The sequence below is a fragment of the Cellulomonas sp. P4_D11 genome (assembly GCF_056401915.1).
In genome coordinates this window covers 247,197-268,660 of the sequence record NZ_JBFUIK010000001.1, presented here as the reverse complement: position 1 = coordinate 268,660, position 21,464 = coordinate 247,197, and the positions used below count along the sequence as shown (strand labels likewise).

Annotated in this window: 13 protein-coding genes; 8 read left to right on the top strand and 5 right to left on the bottom strand. The window is 71.0% G+C overall.

Annotated elements, in window-relative coordinates; all coding sequences use genetic code 11:
- Positions 1-19: 19 nt before the first annotated feature.
- Positions 20-682, top strand: a complete 663-nt coding sequence (locus tag AC1DT4_RS01230; RefSeq protein ID WP_477087939.1) for a VOC family protein — start codon at positions 20-22, stop codon at positions 680-682.
- A gap of 80 nt (positions 683-762) precedes the next feature.
- Here the strand turns inward: AC1DT4_RS01230 and AC1DT4_RS01225 are convergent, their stop codons facing one another.
- Positions 763-5,268: an endo-1,4-beta-xylanase gene (locus AC1DT4_RS01225; RefSeq protein ID WP_477087938.1), complete on the bottom strand. Its 4,506-nt coding sequence runs from the start codon at positions 5,266-5,268 to the stop codon at positions 763-765.
- A gap of 503 nt (positions 5,269-5,771) precedes the next feature.
- On the opposite strand from AC1DT4_RS01225, the gene AC1DT4_RS01220 reads away from it, so the two are divergent.
- The 7 genes from AC1DT4_RS01220 (at position 5,772) to ilvD (ending at position 16,009) form a co-directional block, all read left to right on the top strand.
- Positions 5,772-7,067 (top strand): extracellular solute-binding protein, encoded by a 1,296-nt coding sequence (locus AC1DT4_RS01220; protein WP_477087937.1) that lies wholly within the window; start codon positions 5,772-5,774, stop codon positions 7,065-7,067.
- Positions 7,068-7,075: 8 nt separating this feature from the next.
- Positions 7,076-8,092, top strand: coding sequence for a carbohydrate ABC transporter permease (locus AC1DT4_RS01215; protein ID WP_477087936.1), 1,017 nt, complete (start codon positions 7,076-7,078; stop codon positions 8,090-8,092).
- Positions 8,092-8,979, top strand: coding sequence for a carbohydrate ABC transporter permease (locus tag AC1DT4_RS01210; RefSeq protein ID WP_477087935.1), 888 nt, complete (start codon positions 8,092-8,094; stop codon positions 8,977-8,979). Before AC1DT4_RS01215 ends, AC1DT4_RS01210 begins: the two co-directional genes overlap by 1 nt.
- 97 nt (positions 8,980-9,076) lie before the next feature.
- The gene (locus AC1DT4_RS01205) at positions 9,077-11,524 is read left to right on the top strand and encodes a beta-xylosidase/alpha-l-arabinosidase (RefSeq protein WP_477087934.1); all 2,448 of its coding nucleotides are present in this window, start codon (positions 9,077-9,079) and stop codon (positions 11,522-11,524) included.
- Entirely contained in the window at positions 11,521-13,074 is a 1,554-nt protein-coding gene (locus AC1DT4_RS01200; protein ID WP_477087933.1) for a glycoside hydrolase family 43 protein, read from the top strand. The genes AC1DT4_RS01205 and AC1DT4_RS01200 overlap by 4 nt, the downstream gene beginning before the upstream one ends.
- A gap of 130 nt (positions 13,075-13,204) precedes the next feature.
- Positions 13,205-14,203, top strand: coding sequence for a LacI family DNA-binding transcriptional regulator (locus AC1DT4_RS01195; protein ID WP_477087932.1), 999 nt, complete (start codon positions 13,205-13,207; stop codon positions 14,201-14,203).
- A gap of 75 nt (positions 14,204-14,278) precedes the next feature.
- On the top strand, positions 14,279-16,009 hold the full coding sequence (gene ilvD, locus AC1DT4_RS01190) for a dihydroxy-acid dehydratase (RefSeq protein ID WP_477087931.1): 1,731 nt from the start codon (positions 14,279-14,281) through the stop codon (positions 16,007-16,009).
- A gap of 68 nt (positions 16,010-16,077) precedes the next feature.
- On the opposite strand, the gene AC1DT4_RS01185 is transcribed toward ilvD, so the two are convergent.
- Genes AC1DT4_RS01185 through AC1DT4_RS01170 form a run of 4 tightly spaced genes read right to left on the bottom strand, consistent with a single transcriptional unit; the run spans position 16,078 to position 21,416 of the window.
- Positions 16,078-16,986, bottom strand: coding sequence for a carbohydrate ABC transporter permease (locus tag AC1DT4_RS01185; RefSeq protein ID WP_477087930.1), 909 nt, complete (start codon positions 16,984-16,986; stop codon positions 16,078-16,080).
- Positions 16,986-17,921, bottom strand: a complete 936-nt coding sequence (locus tag AC1DT4_RS01180) for a carbohydrate ABC transporter permease (protein WP_477087929.1) — start codon at positions 17,919-17,921, stop codon at positions 16,986-16,988. Before AC1DT4_RS01180 ends, AC1DT4_RS01185 begins: the two co-directional genes overlap by 1 nt.
- 2 nt (positions 17,922-17,923) lie before the next feature.
- On the bottom strand, positions 17,924-19,213 hold the full coding sequence (locus tag AC1DT4_RS01175; protein WP_477087928.1) for an ABC transporter substrate-binding protein: 1,290 nt from the start codon (positions 19,211-19,213) through the stop codon (positions 17,924-17,926).
- A gap of 31 nt (positions 19,214-19,244) precedes the next feature.
- Positions 19,245-21,416, bottom strand: a complete 2,172-nt coding sequence (locus AC1DT4_RS01170; RefSeq protein WP_477087927.1) for an alpha-galactosidase — start codon at positions 21,414-21,416, stop codon at positions 19,245-19,247.
- Between the last annotated feature and the right edge of the window lie 48 nt (positions 21,417-21,464).

Here is a 21,464-nt window from a genome sequence, read left to right as displayed (position 1 = left end):
GGGTGGCAGGGTGGTCGCCATGACCGACACCACGCTGCTGCCCCACTCCGTCGTCACCGATGCCGTCGACGCGCGCCACTGGCGGGTGCTCCTGCAGACCTTGCGGGCGACGTTCACGGCCGCCGACTTCAGCACCGCGGCCGCGTTCGTCGCGCGGATCGCGGCGGCGGCCGACGAGGCGAACCACCACCCCGACGTCGTCCTGCGCTGGGGCCAGGTCACGGTCACCACGTCGAGCCACGACGCCGGGGGGCTCACGCAGCGCGACGTCGACCTCGCCGCGACCGTGAGCGCGATCGCCGACGAGCTGGGCCTGGCGGGCGACGTGCCCCGCACCGAGACCCTCGAGATCGCGGTCGACGCGCTCGACATCCCCGCCGTCAAGCCGTTCTGGGCCGCCGTCATGGGGTACGAGGTGAGCGGCGACGACGAGGTGAAGGACCCCGCCGGCATCAGCCCGACCATCTGGTTCCAGCAGATGGATGCGCCCCGTCCGCAGCGCAACCGGATCCACTTCGACATCGTCGTCCCGCACGACGAGGCCGAGGTGCGGGTCGCCGCGGCGATCGCCGCGGGCGGTCACCTGGTCAGCGACGAGCGGGCGCCGGCGTTCTGGGTGCTGGCGGACGTCGAAGGCAACGAGGTGTGCGTCTGCACCTGGCAGGGCCGCTCGGGGAGCTGATCCCGTGCCGCGGCAGACCGAGGGCCCCGGATCGGAGTGGAGGTTGATCCGGGGCCCTCGGCGTTCGTGGTGGCGGCCGGTCAGCGGCCCGTCACGTCGAGCTTTACGGTGCGCGACGTGACCGAGCCGACCGCGTTCGTCGCGACCGCCCGGTACCGCGCCCCGTCCCGGGCGCTCGTCGCCGTGACGGCGAGCCTGCTCCCGGTGCCGACGGCCGTCCAGGTGTGCGAGCCCGCGCGCTGCTCGAACCACTGGACGGTGGGCGTCGGCAGCCCCGTGACCCCGACCGTGAACGTGGCGACCTTGCCGGACCGCGCGCTGGCGTCCCGGGGCTGGACGACGATCCGCGGCGCCACCGGCGCGCGTGACACGCGCGCCGCGTCGGAGATCGCCCGGCCGAGGTCGTTGACGAACACGGCCCGGTAGTCGACGGGCTGCGCCCCGACGGCGACCTTGAGCGTCGGGCCCGTCGCCCCCGCGATGAAGTGCCAGTCACCGCCCGCCGCCCGCCGCTGCCAGCGCACGGTCGGCTCCGGGTACCCGCTGGCCGCAGAGGTCAGCGTGACCTTCGACGCCAGCGGCCCGGTCACCGACGCGGGCTGCGTCGTGATCACCGGAGCCGCCCGGGCCACCCGAACGGTGGCCACGTCGGTGGTGGCCGTGCCCTCGGTGTTGGTGAAGACGGCCCGGTAGCGGGAGCCGTCGATCCGCGCCGTGACGGGCAGCGTCAGGGTGGTCGACGTCGCCTCGGCGACGTCCGTCCACTGCCACGGGAACCTCCCTCGCACCTGCCACTGGACCGTCGGCTCGGGGAACCCGGTCGCCGCGGCGGTGAGGGTGACCTCGCCGCCGAGGTCGCCGGTGACGCTGGTCGGCTGCTGCGTGACCACCGGGGCGGACGGCTCGACCACCGGCGCGACCAGCTGGGCGACGCCCCACCGCGACGTGTTCTGGTACGAGCGACCGGTCGGGTCGGACCAGGTCCGCACCGAGCCGCGCACGCCGGCCGTGCCGTCGTTGACCTGGAAGTCGATGCCCGCCAGGTCGCCGGCGGTGACCGTGTGCCCGAGCGAGAGCGACGCCTCGACGACGTACCCACCGTCGACCACCGCGGTCGCGCTGGTCAGCCGGTCACCGATGACGGCGAGGTCCCCGCTGATCGACACGGCGTTGAGGTAGTTGATCCGGTACTGCCCGTCCGCCGGGTTGTAGGCGCCGGACTTGGCGTTGACCGGGTCGAGGAACACCTCGACGGAGTCCTGCTCCCAGGCGTTGGTGCTCGTTGCGTCGAGCGACGGGTCCGTGACCTGGGCCAGCACGTCGATCCGGTCGTCGTGCCAGAGCAGCCGCACCTCTGCGGAGGCGCCCGGGGTGCCCTCGACCTGCACGTCGGTCCGCAGGACCGGCGCGTCGGCCCAGGCGGGGTCGACGGTGCCGTCGATGGTCGGCGGCGTCGTCGTCTCCGGGACGGCGACGAAGCCGACCGGCTCCACCAGCGTCACGACGCCGAGCGGGCCGCCGGTCTCCTGGTGGTGGCCGAGGTCGTTCCACGAGACGAGGCCGCCGCTGCCATCGCCAACCCGCACGTCGAACGGCACGGTGGTGCCGACGGCGCCGGGCGCGGCCAGGGGCAGGTCGGCCACGGCGGTCCAGCCGTCGGCCGTCGGCGTCCCCGAGGTCCGCGGGACGACCACGGGTGCCCCGAAGCCGAACAGCGTGACGGTGTCCGCGGCGCCGTCGTCGGTCGCGTCGGCGACGTGGACGTACGCCGTGAGGTGGTCACCGGACCAGCGCAGCTGGAACCCGGTCCCGCCCGAGATGGTGTTCAGCGGCAACAGGCTCCACTGCAGCGCGTCCGGGTCCGCCGACTCGGGCGCGTTCGCCTGCCGGGTCAGCGTGGGCAGCTGCGTCGGGTCGACGATGCCCCAGTACGCGGGCTTGGCCTGCAGGGCGTCGTCGAACGGCAGGGGAGCGCCGGTGCGCCAGCTGCGGGAGTCGTACGGTCCCCACAGCGTGACGGCGAACAGGTCCGGGAACTCCCGGAGCATCGAGAACAGGCTCGCGTAGTAGTAGCCCTGCTCCACCAGCTTCTCGGCCGTGACCGTGCCGTCGATCTGCACGTCGAGCTCGCTCACGTCCTGGACCAGCCCCAGGGGGGCGAACGTCTGGAGCGTGGTGCGCAGCTGGTCGATCGACTGCGACAGGCTGATGTGGAACTGGTGCCCGACGCCGTCGACCGGCACGCCGTCGGCGAGCAGCCCCTGCAGGACCGTGAGGAGCGCCTGCCGCTTGGCGGGCAGCTCGGTGTTGTAGTCGTTGATGAACAGCTGGACCGGGCCGTCGGGGTCGCCGCCGTTGAACGCCTCGGAGGCGATCTCGAAGGCGTCCTTGATGTAGTCCGGGCCGAGCGTCGTGTACCAGGGGCTGCGGCGCAGGCCGTCGCCCTCGCTCTCGGCGATCGCCTCGTTGACCACGTCGAAGCTGACGATGGGGTTGCCGGCGGTGCCGAACTCCCCGTACTTCGTCCGGTAGTGGTCCGCCACGGTCTCGATGTGCGTCCGCATGCGCGCGAGCAGCAGAGCCTGGTCGTCGGCGCTGTCGGTCAGCGGCGTGCCGTCGGCGTGCTGGAAGAACCACGCGGGCGTCTGGCTGTGCCAGACGAGGGTGTGGCCGTGCACGCGCATGCCGTTCGCCAGCGCGAAGTCGACCAGGTGGTCCGCGGCGTCGAACGTGAACGTGCCCTCGGTCGGCTGGATGGCCTCGGGCTTCATCGAGTTCTCGGGCGTGAGCTGGTCGTAGTGCTTGGTGACCAGCTGCTCGCCCGTGCCGACCGTCTCGCGGTCGTCGATCGCGACGCCCACGGGCCACGGGAGCACGTCCTGCAGCGACGGGATGTCCTGCTGGACCGGGGGAGCGGTGGAGCCGGTGACCACGATGTCGTCCACCAGGAACGACGGGGTGCCGGACGCGGTCTCGAAGTAGAGCAGCGCGCTCTCGGCTGCGGCCATCGTGTACGACGCCTGCAGGTGCACCCAGGCGTCGGCCGTCACGCCGGTCGCCGTGCCGACGGTGTCGTACGACGACGACCCCGCGTTGTCGCGCTGCACGCTGACCCGCACGTCGGCGGGACCGGTCTCGCCCGCGGGGAGCTTGACCCACGCCGAGATCTGGTAGGTCCGGCCGCTCTGGAAGACGCCCGTGACGGGTGCCCCGAGACCGTGCCAGGTGTCGGTGCGCCCGGTGACGGACGCCGACTGCGCGCCGGCGTGCGCCTCCGCGGTCGTGGTGGCCACGGTCGGCGCCGTGCCGTTGCCGCGCGCGCCCCAGACCCCGAGCCCGTCCTCGAACCCGGTGGACAGCGACGAGGTGGGGACGCCGGTGTCGTCGGCGCCGCCCGCGGGCAGGGTGAACGTCCAGCCGTCCGCGAGCCGCTCGGTGACCACGGTCTGCACCGCCGCGAGCGTGCCCGAGCGGTCGCCGCCGCCGTCGTGCGTGAGCACGACCTCGCCGGGCTTCATGGCCGCGCGGAGGTTGGTGGTGAGCGTGGGGACGTCCTGCGTCTCCCAGTCGCTGATCGTGTTGATCACCGCGAGCGGCTGCATGCCGAGGGAGACCGCGACCCCCGCGGTCTGCCCCCAGCTGCCGTTCGGGGCCCGGAAGTACGGGACCTTCGCGTTCGGGTCGCCCAGGGCGTCGCGGATGATCTGCAGGTTGGCGACGAGGTCCGCGCGCACCTGCTCGGGGGCCCAGCTGCCCATGTCGGCGTAGCTGGTGGAGTGGTTGCAGAGCGTGTGGCCCTCGCTCACGATGCGCTGCAGCACCGCGGCCCCGCCGGCGGCCCGGATGTTCTGGCCGATGACGCAGAACGTGGCGTGCAGGCCCTGCGCCTTGAGGAAGTCGAGCAGCGCCCCGGTGGTGGCACCGTTGGGGCCGTCGTCGAACGTCAGCGCGGCGACGTCGCCCGTGCCGCGGGCCGCGGTGACGGGCGTCAGGGTGGGGTTCACGGCGCCTCCGGGGACGATGTCGGGGTCGGTCCCGCCGGCCGGCGCGGTGATCACGACGTCGTCCATCAGCAGGCTCGGGTGGACACCCGCGATCGCGCCGGCCTCGAGGTAGAGGCTGGCCGCGGTGACGCCCGCGTCCTTGGTGTACGTGCCCCCGACCTGCACCCACGCGTCCGCCGTGACGTCCACCGGCGACCCGACCCACGCGTACTCGTTGCTCGCGGGCGTCTGGTTGACGGTGAGGTGCACGGGCGCGGTGCCGGTGGTGCCCGGAGCGAGCCTCACCCAGGCGGAGACGGTGTAGACGGTGCCGGCGTCGAACAGCCCGGCGACGTCCGTCGCGGGCCCGTTCCAGTCGCCGGTCCGCCCGGTGGTCAGCAGGCTGCCCGACCCGGAGTGCGCGTCGGTCGAGGTCACCGCGAGGGTGACGGGTCCGCGCGGACCCCACGGCGCCGGGTCGGCCGTCTCGAAGTCGCTCTGCAGGACCACCGTCGGTCCGGGCTCAGCGGCCTGTGCCGGCGGGGTCGTCAGACCCGCCGCCAGCACGGCGGCCACCACGGTGAGGACTCGTGCACGTCTCATCAGCGCTCCTTTGCGCGATCGGCTCCACTCCGGGCGGGACGTTACGCATCTTCCGGACGAATGCGCCAGGGATCCTGATATCGATATTGATAACGTTATCGAATCGTGAGACCTCGACAACCGCGCGGATCCGGTCGGTTGCCGGCGGCCGCCCGGCCCGTCGCGGTCACGTCCCGGACGGATGGGCGGGCGGCCGGGAGCCACCGTTAGTAAAACGTTATCGATAACGTTTGACTGTGCGGCGGCTCGACTGCCAGAGTGGCGACTGCGCCCACCGTCAGCGGAGACCGGGCGTGTGTGTGATGAACGGGACTGCACCACTCAGACGGGTGGTGCCGCTCTTGCGAGGCGGGCGCAGAACCGGCATGGATGCCGGCCTGCGGCGGTGACGAGCAGTGCGGGCAGCACGGCCGACACGGGCTGATGCTCTGGTGGCAGTGGCGGTCCGCCCAGCAAGGGGCCAGCTTTCCACTCTGTGTAACTCGACGAAGAGGACAGATCTCATGATTGCTCGCAAGCTCCTGGCGGTCTCAGCCGCCATGGTGATGGGTGCCGCTGGGCTCACCGCCTGTAGCGGTGGCGACGACGGCGGCGACGGCGGGTCGTCCAGTGGCGGCGACACCCAGATGACCTTCTGGCACAACTCCACCACCGGTGAGGGCAAGGCCTACTGGGAGTCGACCGTCAAGGACTTCGAGGCCGCGAACCCCGGCGTCACCATCAAGATCCAGGCCATCCAGAACGAGGACATGGACGGCAAGCTCCAGACCGCCCTCAACTCGGGCGACGCACCCGACATCTTCATGGCGCGCGGTGGCGGCAAGCTGGCCGACGTCGTGGAGGCCGGGCAGGCGCAGGAGGTCCAGGTCGACGACGCCACGAAGACCGCGGTCGGCGACGCCGCGTTCAAGGCCTTCACCATCGACGACAAGGTCTACGGCATGCCGATGTCGATCCTCCCGGGCGGCATCTACTACTCGAAGGACCTGTTCGCCCAGGCGGGCATCACCGACACCCCGAAGTCGATCGAGGACCTCGAGGCTGCGGTCGACAAGCTCAAGGCCGCCGGGATCGCCCCGATCGCCCTGGGCGCCAAGGACGCGTGGCCCGCCGCGCACTGGTACTACTTCTTCGCGCTGCGCGCCTGCTCCAAGGACACCCTGGACAAGGCCGCCGCGGACATGACGTTCGACGACCCGTGCTGGAAGAAGGCGGGCGACGACCTCGAGGCGTTCTCGAAGACCTCGCCGTTCAACGAGGGCTTCCTGACCACGTCGGCCCAGCAGGGCGCCGGCTCGTCGGCCGGACTGGTGGCCAACCACCAGGCGGCGATGGAGCTCATGGGCGCCTGGGACCCGGGCGTGATCGCGTCCCTGACCCCGGACAAGAAGCCGCTGGCCGACCTGGCCTGGTTCCCCTTCCCGACCACCAGCGGTGGCAAGGGTGAGGCCGGCGCCATGATGGGTGGCCTCGACGGGTTCTCCTGCTCCAAGGACGCCCCGCCGGAGTGCTCGAAGTTCCTCAACTTCGCGATGCAGAAGAAGTACCAGGAGGGCTACGCGAACGCGTTCCACACGCTCCCTGCCAGCCAGGAGGCGCAGGGCGTCGTCACCGAGCCGGCCCTGAAGGACGTCCTCGCGGCGTACAACGAGGCGCCGTACGTCTCGCTGTGGCTCGACACGCTGTACGGCCAGAACGTGGGCAACGCGCTGAACACCGGCGTGGTGAACCTGCTCGCCGGTCAGGGCGACTCGGCGGCCATCGTCAAGGGCGTCGAGGACGCGGCGGCGAAGGAGTAATCGGCACCATGAGCAACTCTTCGGGCGAGGGCAATCTCGCCGTGACCTCCTCGTCCGAGGGTTCCTCGGTGGTCGGGGACGGCGCCGACGCGGCGTCGTCCCCGGTCTACCGGGTCGGGACGTCACCGTGGCGGCAGCGCCTCGAGATCCTCCTGCTCGGTGGGCCCGCCGTCCTGATGTTCCTGGCGTTCGTCATCTTCCCGGTGCTCCTGGGCGCGTACTACGGGTTCTTCAAGTGGAAGGGCTTCGGCCCGCCGACCGAGTTCGTCGGCCTGCAGAACTACGTGACGATCCTGCAGGACACCACGTTCCACGACGCGGTGCGGCACAACTTCGTCATCGTGATCCTGTCCCTGGTGCTCCAGGGCCCGGCGGCGGTGCTGCTCGCGCTCCTGCTCAACCAGAAGATGCGCGGCCGCTCGCTCGTGCGGGTGCTGATCTTCGTCCCGTACGTGATCTCCGAGGTGATCGTCGGCACCGGCTGGAGCCTCATGCTCCAGACCAACGGCGCGGTCAACGACCTGCTCACCAAGATCGGGTTCCCGAACTGGACGGTGGACTGGCTGTCCGACCCGAAGGTTGCGATGGCCTCGCTGATGGTCATCATCACGTGGAAGTACATCGGCTTCGCCGTGATCCTGTTCCTGGCCGGGCTGCAGAGCATCCCGGAGGAGCTCTTCGAAGCGGCGGCGATCGACGGGGCGAGCTACTGGCAAACCCAGCGGCGGATCACCCTGCCGCTGCTCGGCCCCACCATCCGGATCTGGGCGTTCCTCTCGATCATCGGGGCGCTCCAGCTCTTCGACCTCGTCTACATCATCTGGGGCCAGTACGTGGCCGCGACGGCCGGGACCTCGACCATGGCGACCTACATGGTGGTCAACGGACGCAACGCCGCGAACTACGGCTACGGCAGCGCCGTCGCGGTGGTCCTGTTCCTGATCTCGCTCGCCGTCGCCCTGACCTACCAGCGGTTCGTGCTGCGGCGCGACACCGAGGGTGCCCTGACGGAAGGAAAGAAGTGATGACGGCGACCACGGCGCCCCCGCTGAGCCCGACGGCCCCGCGCCCGCTGGCGGGCCGCAAGCGGCCGAGCCTGTCCCGCGCCGGCTGGGCGACCTATGTCGTCGCGTGGGCGCTCGTCGGCCTGTGCATCGCCCCGGTGCTCTACATCATCATCGGTGGCTTCCGGACGAACGCCGAGATCACGGTCGACCCGTCGGGCTTCCCGACGAAGTGGCAGGTGGTCAACTACTCCGAGGTCCTGAGCAGCCCGATCTTCTGGCGCCAGCTGGGCAACTCAGTGATCTGCGCCTTCGGCACCACGATCGGCGTGGTCGTCCTCGGCGTGGCGGCCAGCTTCGTGCTCGCGCGCTACAACTTCTCGGGTCGGGCCGCCCTGTACGCGCTCTTCGCCGCCGGGCTGATGTTCCCGATCACCGTGGCCATCACGCCGCTCTACATCATGATCCGGGGCCTGGGCCTGAGCGACAGCCTGGCGGGCATCATCCTCCCGCAGATCGCTTTCGCCCTCCCCGCGACCGTCATCATCCTCGTGCCGTTCCTCCGGGCGATCCCCAAGGAGCTCGAGGAGGCGGCGTCGATCGACGGCGCGAGCCGGCTCGGGTTCTTCTTCCGGATGGTCATCCCGCTGTCGGTCCCGGGCGTGGTGACCGTCGGGATCCTCGCCTTCATCGCGAGCTGGAACAGCTACATCCTCCCGCTCTTCATCCTCAACAACGAGGACAGCTACACGCTCCCGCTCGGTGTGCAGGCGTTCGCCTCGCAGTACTCGGTGGACACGGCGCGAGTGCTGGCGTTCACGTCGCTGTCGATGATCCCCGCCCTGCTGTTCTTCACGATCTTCGAGCGCCGCATCGTCGGCGGCCTCACCGGCGCGGTCAAGGGCTGACCGGGCAGGGACCGGCGTCCGACGACGGACGCGGCCGGCGCGCCGCGACCGTGGTCGCCCCGCCTGTGCCGTCCGCCGACGGATGCACCCCCACGTCATGACGAAGGAGAAGGACCCCGTGGTCGACGCCGTACCTGCCATCCCTCACGTGTCCGAGCGCGTGCGCGCCCTGCACGCGCAGATGACTCTCGAGGAGAAGCTGGCCCAGCTCGTGGGCTACTGGCTCGACCAGAACGGCACGGTCGCGCCCATGCAGTCCGAGATGGCCGCGGGGCAGAAGGCCTCCAGCGCCCTCGGGGACGTGACCCGCGACGGCATCGGCCACTACACGCGGGTATACGGCACCCGCCCGGTGGACCCGGCCGAGCGCGCCGCCTGGCTGTGGGCCGAGCAGCGCCGCCTCAAGCGTGAGACACGTCTGGGCATCCCCGCGCTGGTCCACGAGGAGTGCCTGACCGGGCTGGCCGCGTGGCGGGCCGCGACCTATCCGACGCCGCTGGCGTGGGGCGCGGCGTTCGACCCGGAGCTCGTCCACGAGGCCGCGCGCGAGATCGGCGCCTCGATGCGGGAGCTGGGCATCCACCAGGGCCTCGCGCCTGTGCTCGACGTCGTGCGGGACCCGCGGTGGGGGCGCGTCGACGAGTGCATCGGCGAGGACCCGTACCTCGTCGGCACCATCGGCACCGCGTACGTGCAGGGCCTCCAGGAGGCCGGGGTGCACGCCACGCTCAAGCACTTCGTCGGCTACTCGGGCTCGAGGTCCGGCCGGAACCATGCGCCGGTCAGCGCGGGTCCCCGCGAGATCGCCGACACCTACCTGCCGCCGTTCGAGATGGCCGTCCTCGACGGCGGGGCCCGCTCGGTGATGAACGCCTACGTCGACATCGACGGCGTTCCCCTGGCGTCGAGCACGCAGTACCTGACCGAGGTGCTGCGGGAGCGGTGGGGCTTCGACGGCGTCGTCGTGGCCGACTACTTCGCGGTCGCGTTCCTGCAGGTCATGCACGCCATCGCCGCCGACCGGGGCGAGGCGGCCGCGCTCGCGCTCGAGGCCGGCATCGACATCGAGCTGCCCACGGGCGACGCCTACCTGCAGCCGCTGGCCGACCGGGTCCGCGCCGGCGCCTTCGACGAGGCGTTCGTCGACCGGGCCGTGCTGCGCGCCCTCGCCCAGAAGGAGGAGCTCGGTCTGCTCGACCCCGACGCCTTCGAGGACGAGCCGCCGACGGACGTGGACCTCAACTCGGCCCGGCACCAGGAGCTGGCCCGCCGCCTCGCCGAGGAGTCGGTCGTCCTGCTGTCGAACGACGACGGCGTGCTCCCGCTCAACGGCTGGGCCGCCCCGCCGGCGCGTGTCGCCGTCGTCGGCCCGAACGCGCACCGGGCGGAAGCCCTCATGGGCTGCTACTCGTTCGCCAACCACGTGCTCGCGCACCACCCCGAGCTGCCGATGGGCTTCGAGATCCCCACGGTCCTCGAGGGGTTCGACACCGCGTTCGACCGCGCCGGCCTGGCGCGGCCGGTGCTCGTCTTCGCGGAGGGCTGCACCGTCGAGGGCGACGACACCTCCGGGTTCGCCGACGCCGTCGCCGCCGCCCAGGGTGCCGACGTCGCGGTCGTCGTCGTCGGCGACCAGGCCGGACTGTTCGGCCGGGGGACGGTCGGCGAGGGCAACGACTCCGAGTCGCTCGACCTGCCGGGCGTGCAGCGGCAGCTCGTCGAGGCTCTCGTCGCGACGGGGACGCCGGTCGTCATGGTGCTGCTCACCGGCCGGCCCTACGCCATCGGGTGGGCGCTCGACGGCGCCGCCGCGCGGCCGGGTGCCGTCCTGCAGGCCTTCTTCCCGGGCGAGGGTGGCGGCCTCGCCATCGCCGACGTGGTCACCGGCGCCGTCAACCCGTCGGGCCGGCTCCCGGTCTCGATGCCGCGCTCGACCGGAGCGCAGCCGTACTCCTACCTGCAGCCGATCCTCGGCGGGCCGTCCGACGTCACCTCGACGGACTCCACGCCGGTGCGCCCCTTCGGGTTCGGGCTGTCCTACACGGACTTCGCGTACTCCGACCTGGTCGTCGACGCGTCCGTCGCGTCGAGCGGCACGTTCACCGCCGCCGTGACGGTGACCAACACGGGCTCCGTCGCGGGCGCCGACGCGGTCCAGCTCTACGGCCACGACGTGCAGGGCTCGATCACCCGGCCTGTCGCGGCCCTGCTGGGCTACGCCCGCGTCGAGCTCGAGCCCGGCGCGTCGAGCCGCGTGACGTTCTCGGTGCCCACCACCCGGTTCGCGTTCTCCGACCGGCGCATGGTCCGCGTGGTCGAGCCGGGCGACGTCGAGGTGTGGGTGGGCTCGCACGCGGCGTCCTCGCTCGCCGGCACGAACGTCAAGGAGTCCACCGGCGGTGTGATCTCCAACGGCCGGGCGACCGAGTCGCGCGAGATCCCCGGGACCGCCACGGCCCGCGCCGTGGTGGCGATCACCGGCGGCGTCCACGAGGTCACCACCGCCGACGCGCGCTCGGTGGAAGTCAAGATCGTCGGCGCATGACGCTCGTCAGCAACCCCCTGCTGCCGGGCTGCTACCCCGACCCGACGATCTGCCGGGTGGGGGAGGACTTCTACCTGGTCACGTCGACGTTCGAGTACTTCCCCGGCCTACCGGTCTTCCACAGCACCGACCTGGCCAGCTGGCAGCAGATCGGCCACGTCGTCGACCGGGCGGGCCAGCTCGACTACGACGGGATCGCCTCGTCCGGCGGCCTGTACGCGCCCACGCTCCGGTTCCACGACGGCACGTTCTGGCTGGTCTGCACGCTGGTCGACCAGCGGGACGCGACCCGTGGCGGCAACTTCCTCATGACGGCGGCCGACCCGGCCGGGCCGTGGTCGGACCCGATGTGGCTCGACGAGGACGGGATCGACCCGTCGATCTTCTTCGACGACGACGGCCGGGTGTGGGTGCACGGCACCCGGCTGGCCCGCGAGCCGCAGTGGCACGACCAGACCGAGGTGTGGGTGCGCGAGCTCGACCCGGCGACGAGGTCGCTGGTGGGTCCGGAGCATGTGGTCTGGAACGGGGCCCTGCGCGACGTCGTGTGGGCCGAGGCGCCCCACCTGTACAAGGTCGACGGCAGGTACTACCTCCTCGCGGCGGAGGGCGGCACCGAGTTCCACCACGCCGTCTCCGTGGCGCGGGCCGAGTCGGTGACCGGGCCGTACGTGGGCAACAAGGGCAACCCGGTGCTGACCCACCGTCACCTGGGGACCGTGTCGGACGTCGTCGGCGTCGGGCACGCCGACCTGGTGGAGGCGGCCGACGGCAGCTGGTGGGCCGTCGTGCTGGGGATGCGGCCGTACGGTGGCTACCACTACAACCTGGGCCGCGAGACGTTCCTCGTGCCCGTCGCCTGGGAGAACGGCTGGCCGGTTTTCGCCCCCGGCGTCGGCCGCGTCACCACCCAGGTGGAGGTGCCCTTCGCTGGGCCGCCGCGCCCCGGCGTGGCCCAGGGGAGCGAGTCCGGGACGATCCGGCCGGACGACCCGCGGTGGACCTCGCTGCGGGGTCCCGCGGCAGGGTTCGCGACCGCGCGGGGCGACGGGTGGGACCTGAGCCTGCGACCGAGCACGCTGACCGACCCGGTCACGCCGGCGTTCGTCGCGGTGCGTCAGCAGCACGCCGACGTGGACGTGCGCGCGACCGTCCGCGTCGCGCTCGGCCCGGGGGAGGAGTGCGGGCTCGCGGTGCGGCAGTCGGAGGACGACCACGTGCGCCTGTTCGTCACCCAGGGCCACGGACGGCAGGTCGTTGCGGTCCACCGCCGGCGGGGTGTCGATACCCGGCTGGGTGAGCTGTCTCTGCCGGAGCCGGACGGACCTGTGACGCTGACCGTGCGGGCGCGCGGGCAGGACTACCAGCTGCGCGCCGCGGCCGGCGACGGTGAGGCGGCGACGGTCGCGTCGGTCGACGGTCGCACGCTCGACTCGGTGACGACCGGCGGGTTCCTGGGGCTGTGGATCGGCGTGTACGCCACGAGCAACGGGCGGCCGACGGACACGGTGGCGCACGTCGATCGGTTCGAGTACCTGCCGCAGGCTTGACGCCGCGCGCCACCCGGGGGCGGGTGCTCACCTGCGGCTATCATGGCTGTGGGCGCGCGGGGCACGACCGGGCGGATTCCCGCGATGGCAAACGTTATCGATAACGATTTCGTTGCAGTACGCTCCGTTCATGGGCTCACGGGTGACGATCACGGATGTCGCGCGGAAGGCGGGCGTCTCCACCGCGACCGTCTCCAAGGTGATCAACGAGCGCTACGGCGTAGCCAGCCGCACGACGTCCCACGTGCAGGCGGTGATCGCGGAGCTCGGCTACGAGTCCAGCCTCGTGGCCCGCAGCCTGCGGTCGCACAAGACGAATGTCATCGGCATCCTCGTCGCCGAGTTCGAGCCGTTCAGCGCGGAGATCCTCAAGGGTGCGTCGATCGGGCTCGGTGACTCCGGCTACGCGCTGCTCGCCTACACGGGCGGCCAGCTCACCGGCGGGGTCGGCTGGGAGCGCAGATACCTCTCCCGGCTCAGCGGCACCCTGATCGACGGCGCGGTCCTGGTCACCCCGACGGTGCTGGAGGCCGACGCCGGCATCCCCGTGGTCGCGATCGACCCGCACGCGGGGCCCTCGGGGCTGCCGACCGTGGACTCCGACAACTTCACCGGCGCCGTGCAGGCCGTCGAGCACCTGCTCGGGCTCGGCCACCGCCGGATCGGGTTCATCGGCGGTCGCTCGGACCTCGAGTCCTCGCGCCTGCGCGAGGCCGGGTACTGCAAGGCCCTTTCCGACGCGGGCATCGCCGTCGACCCGGGCCTGATGCGGGAGGGCGACTACCGCAAGGACTCGACGCACGAGCCCGCCCGCGAGCTGCTGACCCTCGCGGACCGCCCGACCGCCATCTTCGCGGCCAACGACCTCTCCGCGATCGGCACGCTCGAGATCGCCCAGGAGCTGGGCCTGGACGTCCCGTCGCAGCTCTCGATCATCGGGTTCGACGACATCCCGGAGTCGGCGCTCACGAACCCGCCCCTGAGCACCGTCCACCAGCCGATCCAGCAGATGGGTGCGGCCGCCATCGCGCTGCTCATCACGCTCATGGACGGAGCGCCGGTCGAGCGGACCCACATCCAGCTGGTGACCTCCCTCGTCGAGCGCGGGTCGACGGCACCGCCCCGCTGACGCCCGTCCGGTGCCGGTCGTCCGCAGGGTGACCCTCCCGTGGCGCCCGGGAAGCGCAGTCATACACTCGCGAGCATGACCGTGACGTCGGACAACGCCCCCAGCTCCACTGCTCCCACCGTCGACATCAAGCCCCGCTCGCGCACCGTCACCGACGGCCTGGAGGCCACGGCCTCGCGCGGCATGCTCCGCGCCGTGGGCCTCGGTGACGACGACTTCGCGAAGCCCCAGATCGGCGTCGCCAGCTCCTGGAACGAGATCACGCCCTGCAACCTGTCGCTGCAGCGGCTGGCCCAGGCGGCCAAGGCAGGCGTGCACGCGGCGGGCGGCTACCCGCTCGAGTTCGGCACCATCTCGGTGTCCGACGGCATCTCGATGGGCCACGAGGGCATGCACTTCTCGCTGGTGAGCCGCGACATCATCGCGGACTCCGTGGAGACCGTCATGCAGGCCGAGCGCCTCGACGGGTCCGTGCTGCTGGCCGGCTGCGACAAGTCCCTGCCCGGCATGCTCATGGCGGCGGCGCGCCTCGACCTGGCGAGCGTCTTCCTCTACGCCGGCTCGATCGCGCCCGGCTGGGTCAAGCTCGAGGACGGCACCGAGAAGGACGTCACGATCATCGACGCCTTCGAGGCCGTCGGCGCCTGCGCGCGGGGGCTCATGAGCCGCGAGGACGTCGACCGCATCGAGCGCGCAATCTGTCCGGGCGAGGGTGCGTGCGGCGGCATGTACACGGCCAACACGATGGCGTCGGTGGCCGAGGCGATCGGCATGTCGATCCCCGGCTCCGCCGCGCCGCCGTCGGCCGACCGTCGTCGCGACGCGTTCGCGCACAAGTCCGGCGAGGCCGTCGTCGAGATGCTCCGCCAGGGGATCACCGCCCGCCAGATCATGACCAAGGAGGCGTTCGAGAACGCCATCGCCGTGGTGATGGCGTTCGGCGGCTCGACCAACGCGGTCCTGCACCTGCTGGCCATCGCGCACGAGGCCGAGGTCGACCTGACGCTCGCCGACTTCTCGCGCGTCGCCGCGAAGGTGCCGCACCTGGGCGACCTCAAGCCGTTCGGCCGCTACGTCATGAACGACATCGACCGCATCGGCGGCGTGCCGGTCGTCATGAAGGCGCTGCTGGACGCGGGTCTGCTGCACGGCGACTGCCTCACGGTCACCGGCAAGACGGTCGCGGAGAACCTGGCCGACGTGAACCCGCCGGACCCCGACGGCAAGATCCTGCGGGCGATGAACAACCCGATCCACAAGACCGGCGGCATCACGATCCTGCACGGCTCCCTGGCGCCCGACGGCGCCGTGGTGAAGTCGGCCGGCTTCGACTCCGACGTCTTCGAGGGCACGGCCCGCGTGTTCGAGCGCGAGCGCGCCGCGATGGACGCCCTGGAGGACGGCACGATCGTCGCCGGCGACGTCGTGGTCATCCGCTACGAGGGCCCCAAGGGCGGCCCAGGCATGCGCGAGATGCTTGCCATCACCGGCGCGATCAAGGGCGCCGGCCTGGGCAAGGACGTCCTGCTGCTCACGGACGGCCGGTTCTCGGGCGGCACCACCGGCCTCTGCGTCGGGCACGTCGCGCCCGAGGCCGTCGACGGCGGGCCGATCGCGTTCATCAAGGACGGCGACCGCATCCGGCTCGACGTCGCCAACGAGACCCTCGACGTGCTGGTCTCGGACGAGGAGCTCGAGGGCCGCAAGGTCGGCTGGGCACCGCTGCCCCCCACCTATACGCGCGGCGTGCTGGCCAAGTACGCGAAGCTGGTGCAGTCGGCGTCGAAGGGTGCCGTGCTGATCTGACGTACGACAACGGGCCCGCTCCGGAGGGGGAAGCGGGCCCGTCGTCGCGCGGGTGTCGAGAGCCGTGCCTACTTGATCGACCCCCGCGTGACCCCGGAGATGACCCAGCGCTGGCTGAAGACGTAGACGACCAGCAGCGGCGCCATGGCCATGAGGTAGGACGCGAACGCCACGGTGTAGTCGGTGTTGAACTGGCCCTGGAAGACGTACTGCGCGAGCGGCAGGGTTCGCGCCCCGGGATCGGTGAGCACGACGAGCGGCATGATGAAGTCGTTCCACGCCCACACGCAGGTCAGGATGCCGACCGTCGCGTTCATCGGGGTGAGCAGAGGGAAGATGATCTGCCGGAACACCCGCCACGTCGACGCGCCGTCGACCCGCGCCGCCTCCTCGAGCTCGATGGGGATCGAGCGGATGTAGGCGGTGTAGATGAAGATGTTCAGGGACAGCCCGTAGATCGTGTAGAGCAGGATCATCCCGGCCTGGTTGTCGAGACCCAGGAGCGCGGTCTGCTTCACCAGCGGAAGCATGATGATCGGGAACGGGATGAACAGGGCCGCGAGCAGGTAGAAGAACACGCCCTTGAAGAACGGCCGGTGGATGTTCCGCGCGATGGCGTACGCGACGACCGAGCTGGTCAGCAGGGTGAGCACGACCGACCCGACCGTGATCATCGCCGTGTTCATCAAGGCCTGCGGGAAGTCGGTGCGCGTCCACGCCTCGCTGAAGTTCTCCCACCGGATCGGGCTCGGCAGCTCGAGGCCGGTGCCGGCGGCGAGCTGGTCGGGGGTCTTGAGGGCGACGACGACGGCGAGGTAGAGCGGGACGAGGATCGTCAGCGAGCACACCGCGATCAGCGCGGTCACCCACCAGTTGATCTTGCGGGAGTCGTCGTCGGCGACGGCCTTGGTGCGTCGACGCCGGGGCTCCGGAAGGACGGCCTCGGCCTGTCCGAGCGCGGTTCCTGCGGTGGTCATCAGAAGTCCGCCTCTCTGCGCTGAAGGACCTTGAACTGGAACAGTGAGACCACGGTGATGACGATGAAGAAGATCACCGCGTTCGCGGACTGGTAGGCGAACTCCCCGCCGGAGAACCCGCCGCGGAAGATGAGCAGGGTGACGGACTCTGTCGCCGTGCCCGGCCCGCCGTTGGTCAGGGCGACGATCTGGTCGAAGACCTGCAGGAAGCCCTTGAGGCTCAGCACGATGTTGATCGTGAAGAACGCGCTGATCAGCGGGAAGGTGATCGACTTGAACTGCCGCCACGCCTTGGCGCCGTCCAGGGACGCGGCCTCGTAGAGCTCACGCGGGATCGTCTGGAGCCCGGACAGGTAGATGATGATCGTGAAGGCGCAGGCCTGCCAGACCGCCAGGGCGACGATCGCGGTCCACGCCCAGGTCTCGTTGGTGAGGATGTTGTCGGCGAAGAGCGGGATGCTCGCCAGGATCTTGGGCAGCGAGCTCGAGAAGAAGAACTGGAAGACGTAGCCGATGACCAGGGCCGCCAGGACGTAGGGCACGAAGTACACGCCGCGCCAGAAGTTGCGCGCCATGATCTTGGCGTTGAGGCCCATCGCGATGGCCAGCGAGATGGCGTTGGTGAGCACGGTCGCGGCGATGGCGAACAGGAACGAGAACCCGTAGGCGGCCAGGACGCGGTCGTCCTTGAACAGGTTGACGTAGTTGGACAGGCCGACGAAGTTCCAGGCGCCGTAGCCGGCGTAGTTCGTCAGGCTGTAGAAGACGCCCACCAGCACCGGGACGGTGTGGAACAGCGCGAAGGCGATGACCGCGGGCCAGACCATCCAGTAGAAGGTGGACTGTGCCCGGCCGACCTTGACCTTGCGCAGCGCGGGCGGGTCGGAGCGGTCGGCCCCGGGCGCCGCGGGCAGGACTTGCGTGGAGGACGTCATCGTCATTCTCCCGTCACGGGGATGGTGCGAGCGGCGACCTTGCTCCACTCGCTGTCGAGGGTGGCGAGCGCGGCGTCCGCGTCGCCGCTGAACAGGAACTGCTGGTCGATCGCGGCGAGCGGGATGCTGGGCGGGATCTGGTGGTCGATGAAGCCCGCGATGCGGCCCTCGTCGAAGTACGGCTTGACCGACTGGATCGCGGGTTCGTCGCTGAGCTGGGCGCCCTTGACCGACGGAACCATGTTCTGCGAGGCGGCGAACTCCTCGATGACGTCCTTCTCGAACAGGTAGTTGATGAACCGCAGCGCCTCCGCCGGGTGCTTCGAGTCCTTGGGCATGGTGACCGCGACGTCGACGCCGGAGACGAGCATGCGGTCGGCGGGGTCGTCGGTGGCCGGGTACGGGAAGATCCCGGCCTTGATGTCGGGGTTGATCCCCTTGATCGGGCTCAGCGCCCAGATGCCCTGCAGGAGCATCGCGACGTCGCCGTTGGCGAACGCGGCGTTGCCGTCGTCGTAGGTCGCCCCTCGGTAGCCGTCCTGCATGTAGTCGAACAGCTGGGCCTGCTGGTCCATCGCCTCGGCGAAGTTCTTCTGGAACGAGACCTCGGAGTTCGGTCCGGTGTTCTCGCCCTGGGCGCGCATCTTGTCGAAGAAGCCGTCCTGCGCCGGGTAGGCGCCGAGCGCGTTGAACGAGGGCAGCCCGGTCCAGGAGTCGGCGAGGGTGCCGTAGAACGGGGTGATCCCCGCACCCTTGAGCGCGTCGCACACGGCGATCAGCTCGTCCCACGTCTCGGGAACCTCGAGGCCTTGCTCGGCGAAGATCTCCTGGTTGTAGATGATCCCGTTGGCGTTGTTGACGTAGCCGAGGCCATTGACCTCGTCCCCGTACGTGCCGAGGTCCTTGAGGATCTCCTGCACCGCCGGGTTGATGGTGTCGAGCACGGGCTCGTCGGAGAAGTCGTAGAACACCCCGGCCTGCGCCAGGCGCCCGAAGTTGCCGCTCGCGTTGAGGGTGATGACGTCGGGCGCCTTGTTCTTGACCAGGAGCGTCCGGATGACGGTGTCGGCATCGGCGACCTGGTTCTGCACGACGCGGATGTCGGGGTTCTCCGCCTCGAAGTCGGCGATGATCGTGTCGAAGTCCTCGAGCGCCTCACCCTTGAACTGGAAGAAGTTCAGGGTGGTCACGCCGTCGGACGGTTCGTTCGCGCAGCCGCTGATGGCGGCCAGCAGGACGACCGCTGCGGCCGCTGCTGCCAGGCGAACTCGTCGCGGGTCTCGGTGTCTCATCGTGCGCCTCCTTGCGCCGGGTTCTGGCTGCTCAGTCCTGAGCGACCAGCTCGATGACGGTGGATCTCTGGGGGTACTGGACAGGGGGGCGCAGGCCGACGGCGTCGAGCTCACGACCCGTCAGCGTGGTGTCGTAGTCCAGCCACTGGAGCTCCGACTGAGCGGCGGCGTTCGTCGCGCCCCCGACGAGCCGGAGCGTGTAGCGCCGGGCGGGGTCGAGCCCGGGGATCCGGACCCGGCCCGGCGGGTACGCGGCGGTCGTGTCGGTCTGCGTGAGGGTGAACACGGCCGACGTGCCGTCCGGGGCGACGACGCCGCGGACGTCGATCCCGGGCTCGGTGTCGTCGACGTCGACGGTGCGGCCGGTGGCGACCAGCGGGCGGATGCGCTTGGCGTACTCCACCCACGCCGCGATCCGGCGCCGGGTGTCGTCGTCGGTGGCGGTCAGGTCCCACTCGATCCCGAAGTGGCCGAACAGGGCGACCGCGGCGCTGAAGTCGAGGTCCACGGTCCGGCCGGTCGAGTGCACGACGGGGCTGGTCAGGTGCATGCCCATCAGCTCGGGGGGCACCACGAGCGCGGTGTACCGCTGGTTCACGAGGCGCTCGAGCGGGTCGAGGGTGTCGCTGGTCCAGATCCGGTCGGTGCGCGCCAGGATGCCGAGGTCGACGCGAGCGCCACCGGAGGCGCAGCTCTCGATCTCCAGGCGGGGGTGCGCCGCCTTGAGCTCGTCGAGCAGCCGGTAGAGGGCCAGGGTGTGCTCACGGACCCGTGCGACCCCCTCGGGGCCGCTGCCGGCGTCGAGCAGGTCCCGGTTGTGGTCCCACTTGAGGTACGCGATCGGGTACTCGTCGAGCAGCGCACGCAGGCGGGCCGCGACGTAGGCGTAGGCGTCCTCGTGCGCGAGGTCGAGCACCTGCTGCTGGCGGGCGGCGGGCGGCAGCGACATCCGCCCCCGCAGGATCCAGTCGGGGTGCCGCCGGGCGACCTCGCTGTCCGGGTTCACCATCTCGGGCTCCACCCACAGTCCGAACTCCATCCCGCGGGCCAGGACGTGGTCCACGAGCGGGTGCAGGCCGTCGGGCCAGATCGTCGCGTCGACGTACCAGTCGCCCAGACCCGCGGTGTCGTCGCGCCGACCGGCGAACCACCCGTCGTCGAGCACGAAGCGCTCGACGCCGACCGACGCGGCGGAGTCCGCCAGCGCCGTGAGGCGCTCGAGCGAGTGGTCGAAGTAGACCGCCTCCCACGTGTTGAGGGTGATCGGCCGCGGCCGGCGAGGGTGCGCTGGGCGGCGGCGCCACTCGTCGTGGAAGCGGTGCGCGAGCTCGCTCAGCCCGTCGCCCCAGGACCCGACGACCTCGGGCGACGTGAGCGACGCGCCGGGGGCCAGGACGACCTCGCCGGGCGCGAACAGCTCTCCGCCCGCGAGGAACGCCTCGCCCGACACCGAGCGCTCGGCGAGGAGGCGGTGGTTCCCGCTCCACGCGACGTGGACCGCGTGGACGCGACCGCGCTCGAAGCCGAACCCGGGGCGCCCGGCGGCGAGCACCAGCGTGGCGTCCGCGCCCGGTCGGCCCCGGCGGCTCTCGCGCAGGTACGTCCCGTAGGCGAAGGGATGCCGCTGCGGCGACCTCTCCCGCAGGTGGCGGCCCGTGGTGTCGAGGATCTCGGTGGCGTCCCACGGGACGGGGAACGCGAGGTGCAGCGCCTGGACGGTGTAGGGGGACTCGCCGGCGTTGCGCACAGTGATCCGCTGGTGCAGGAGCCCGGAGGTCCCGACGCGCAGCTCGAGCTGCGCGCTGAGCCGAGCCTCACGGTCGACGAGCGACAGCTGGGCGCGGTGGTCGTTGGCCTGCACGTCGACGAGCTCCAGCCGGACGCTGAACGAGGCGCCGTCGCGGTGCCCTTCGAGGCCGGGGGTGCCCAGCCATCCGCCGGCCTGCGAGGAGACCAGAGTCGCCCGCGCGGGCTCGTCGAGACCGCCGGAGACGCGCTGCGGTCGTGCCGCCACGGCAAGGCTGCGCAGCGTCTGCTCGCTCGAGCCGACCAGCTCCTCGCCCCAGTGCACGATCGCTGGGTGCGGGGTTGCATCGACGTCGATCACGACGCTCGTGCCGCCGCGATGCAGGTGCAGGACCCGCCCCGCGGTGAGGGTCGCGGCGTGCCGGTCGCCGGCGGTCACCTCGTCGTGGAAGAGCATGCTTTAGTTCTAACACGGAAGAAACAACTGACACAAGTGCTCTGGATC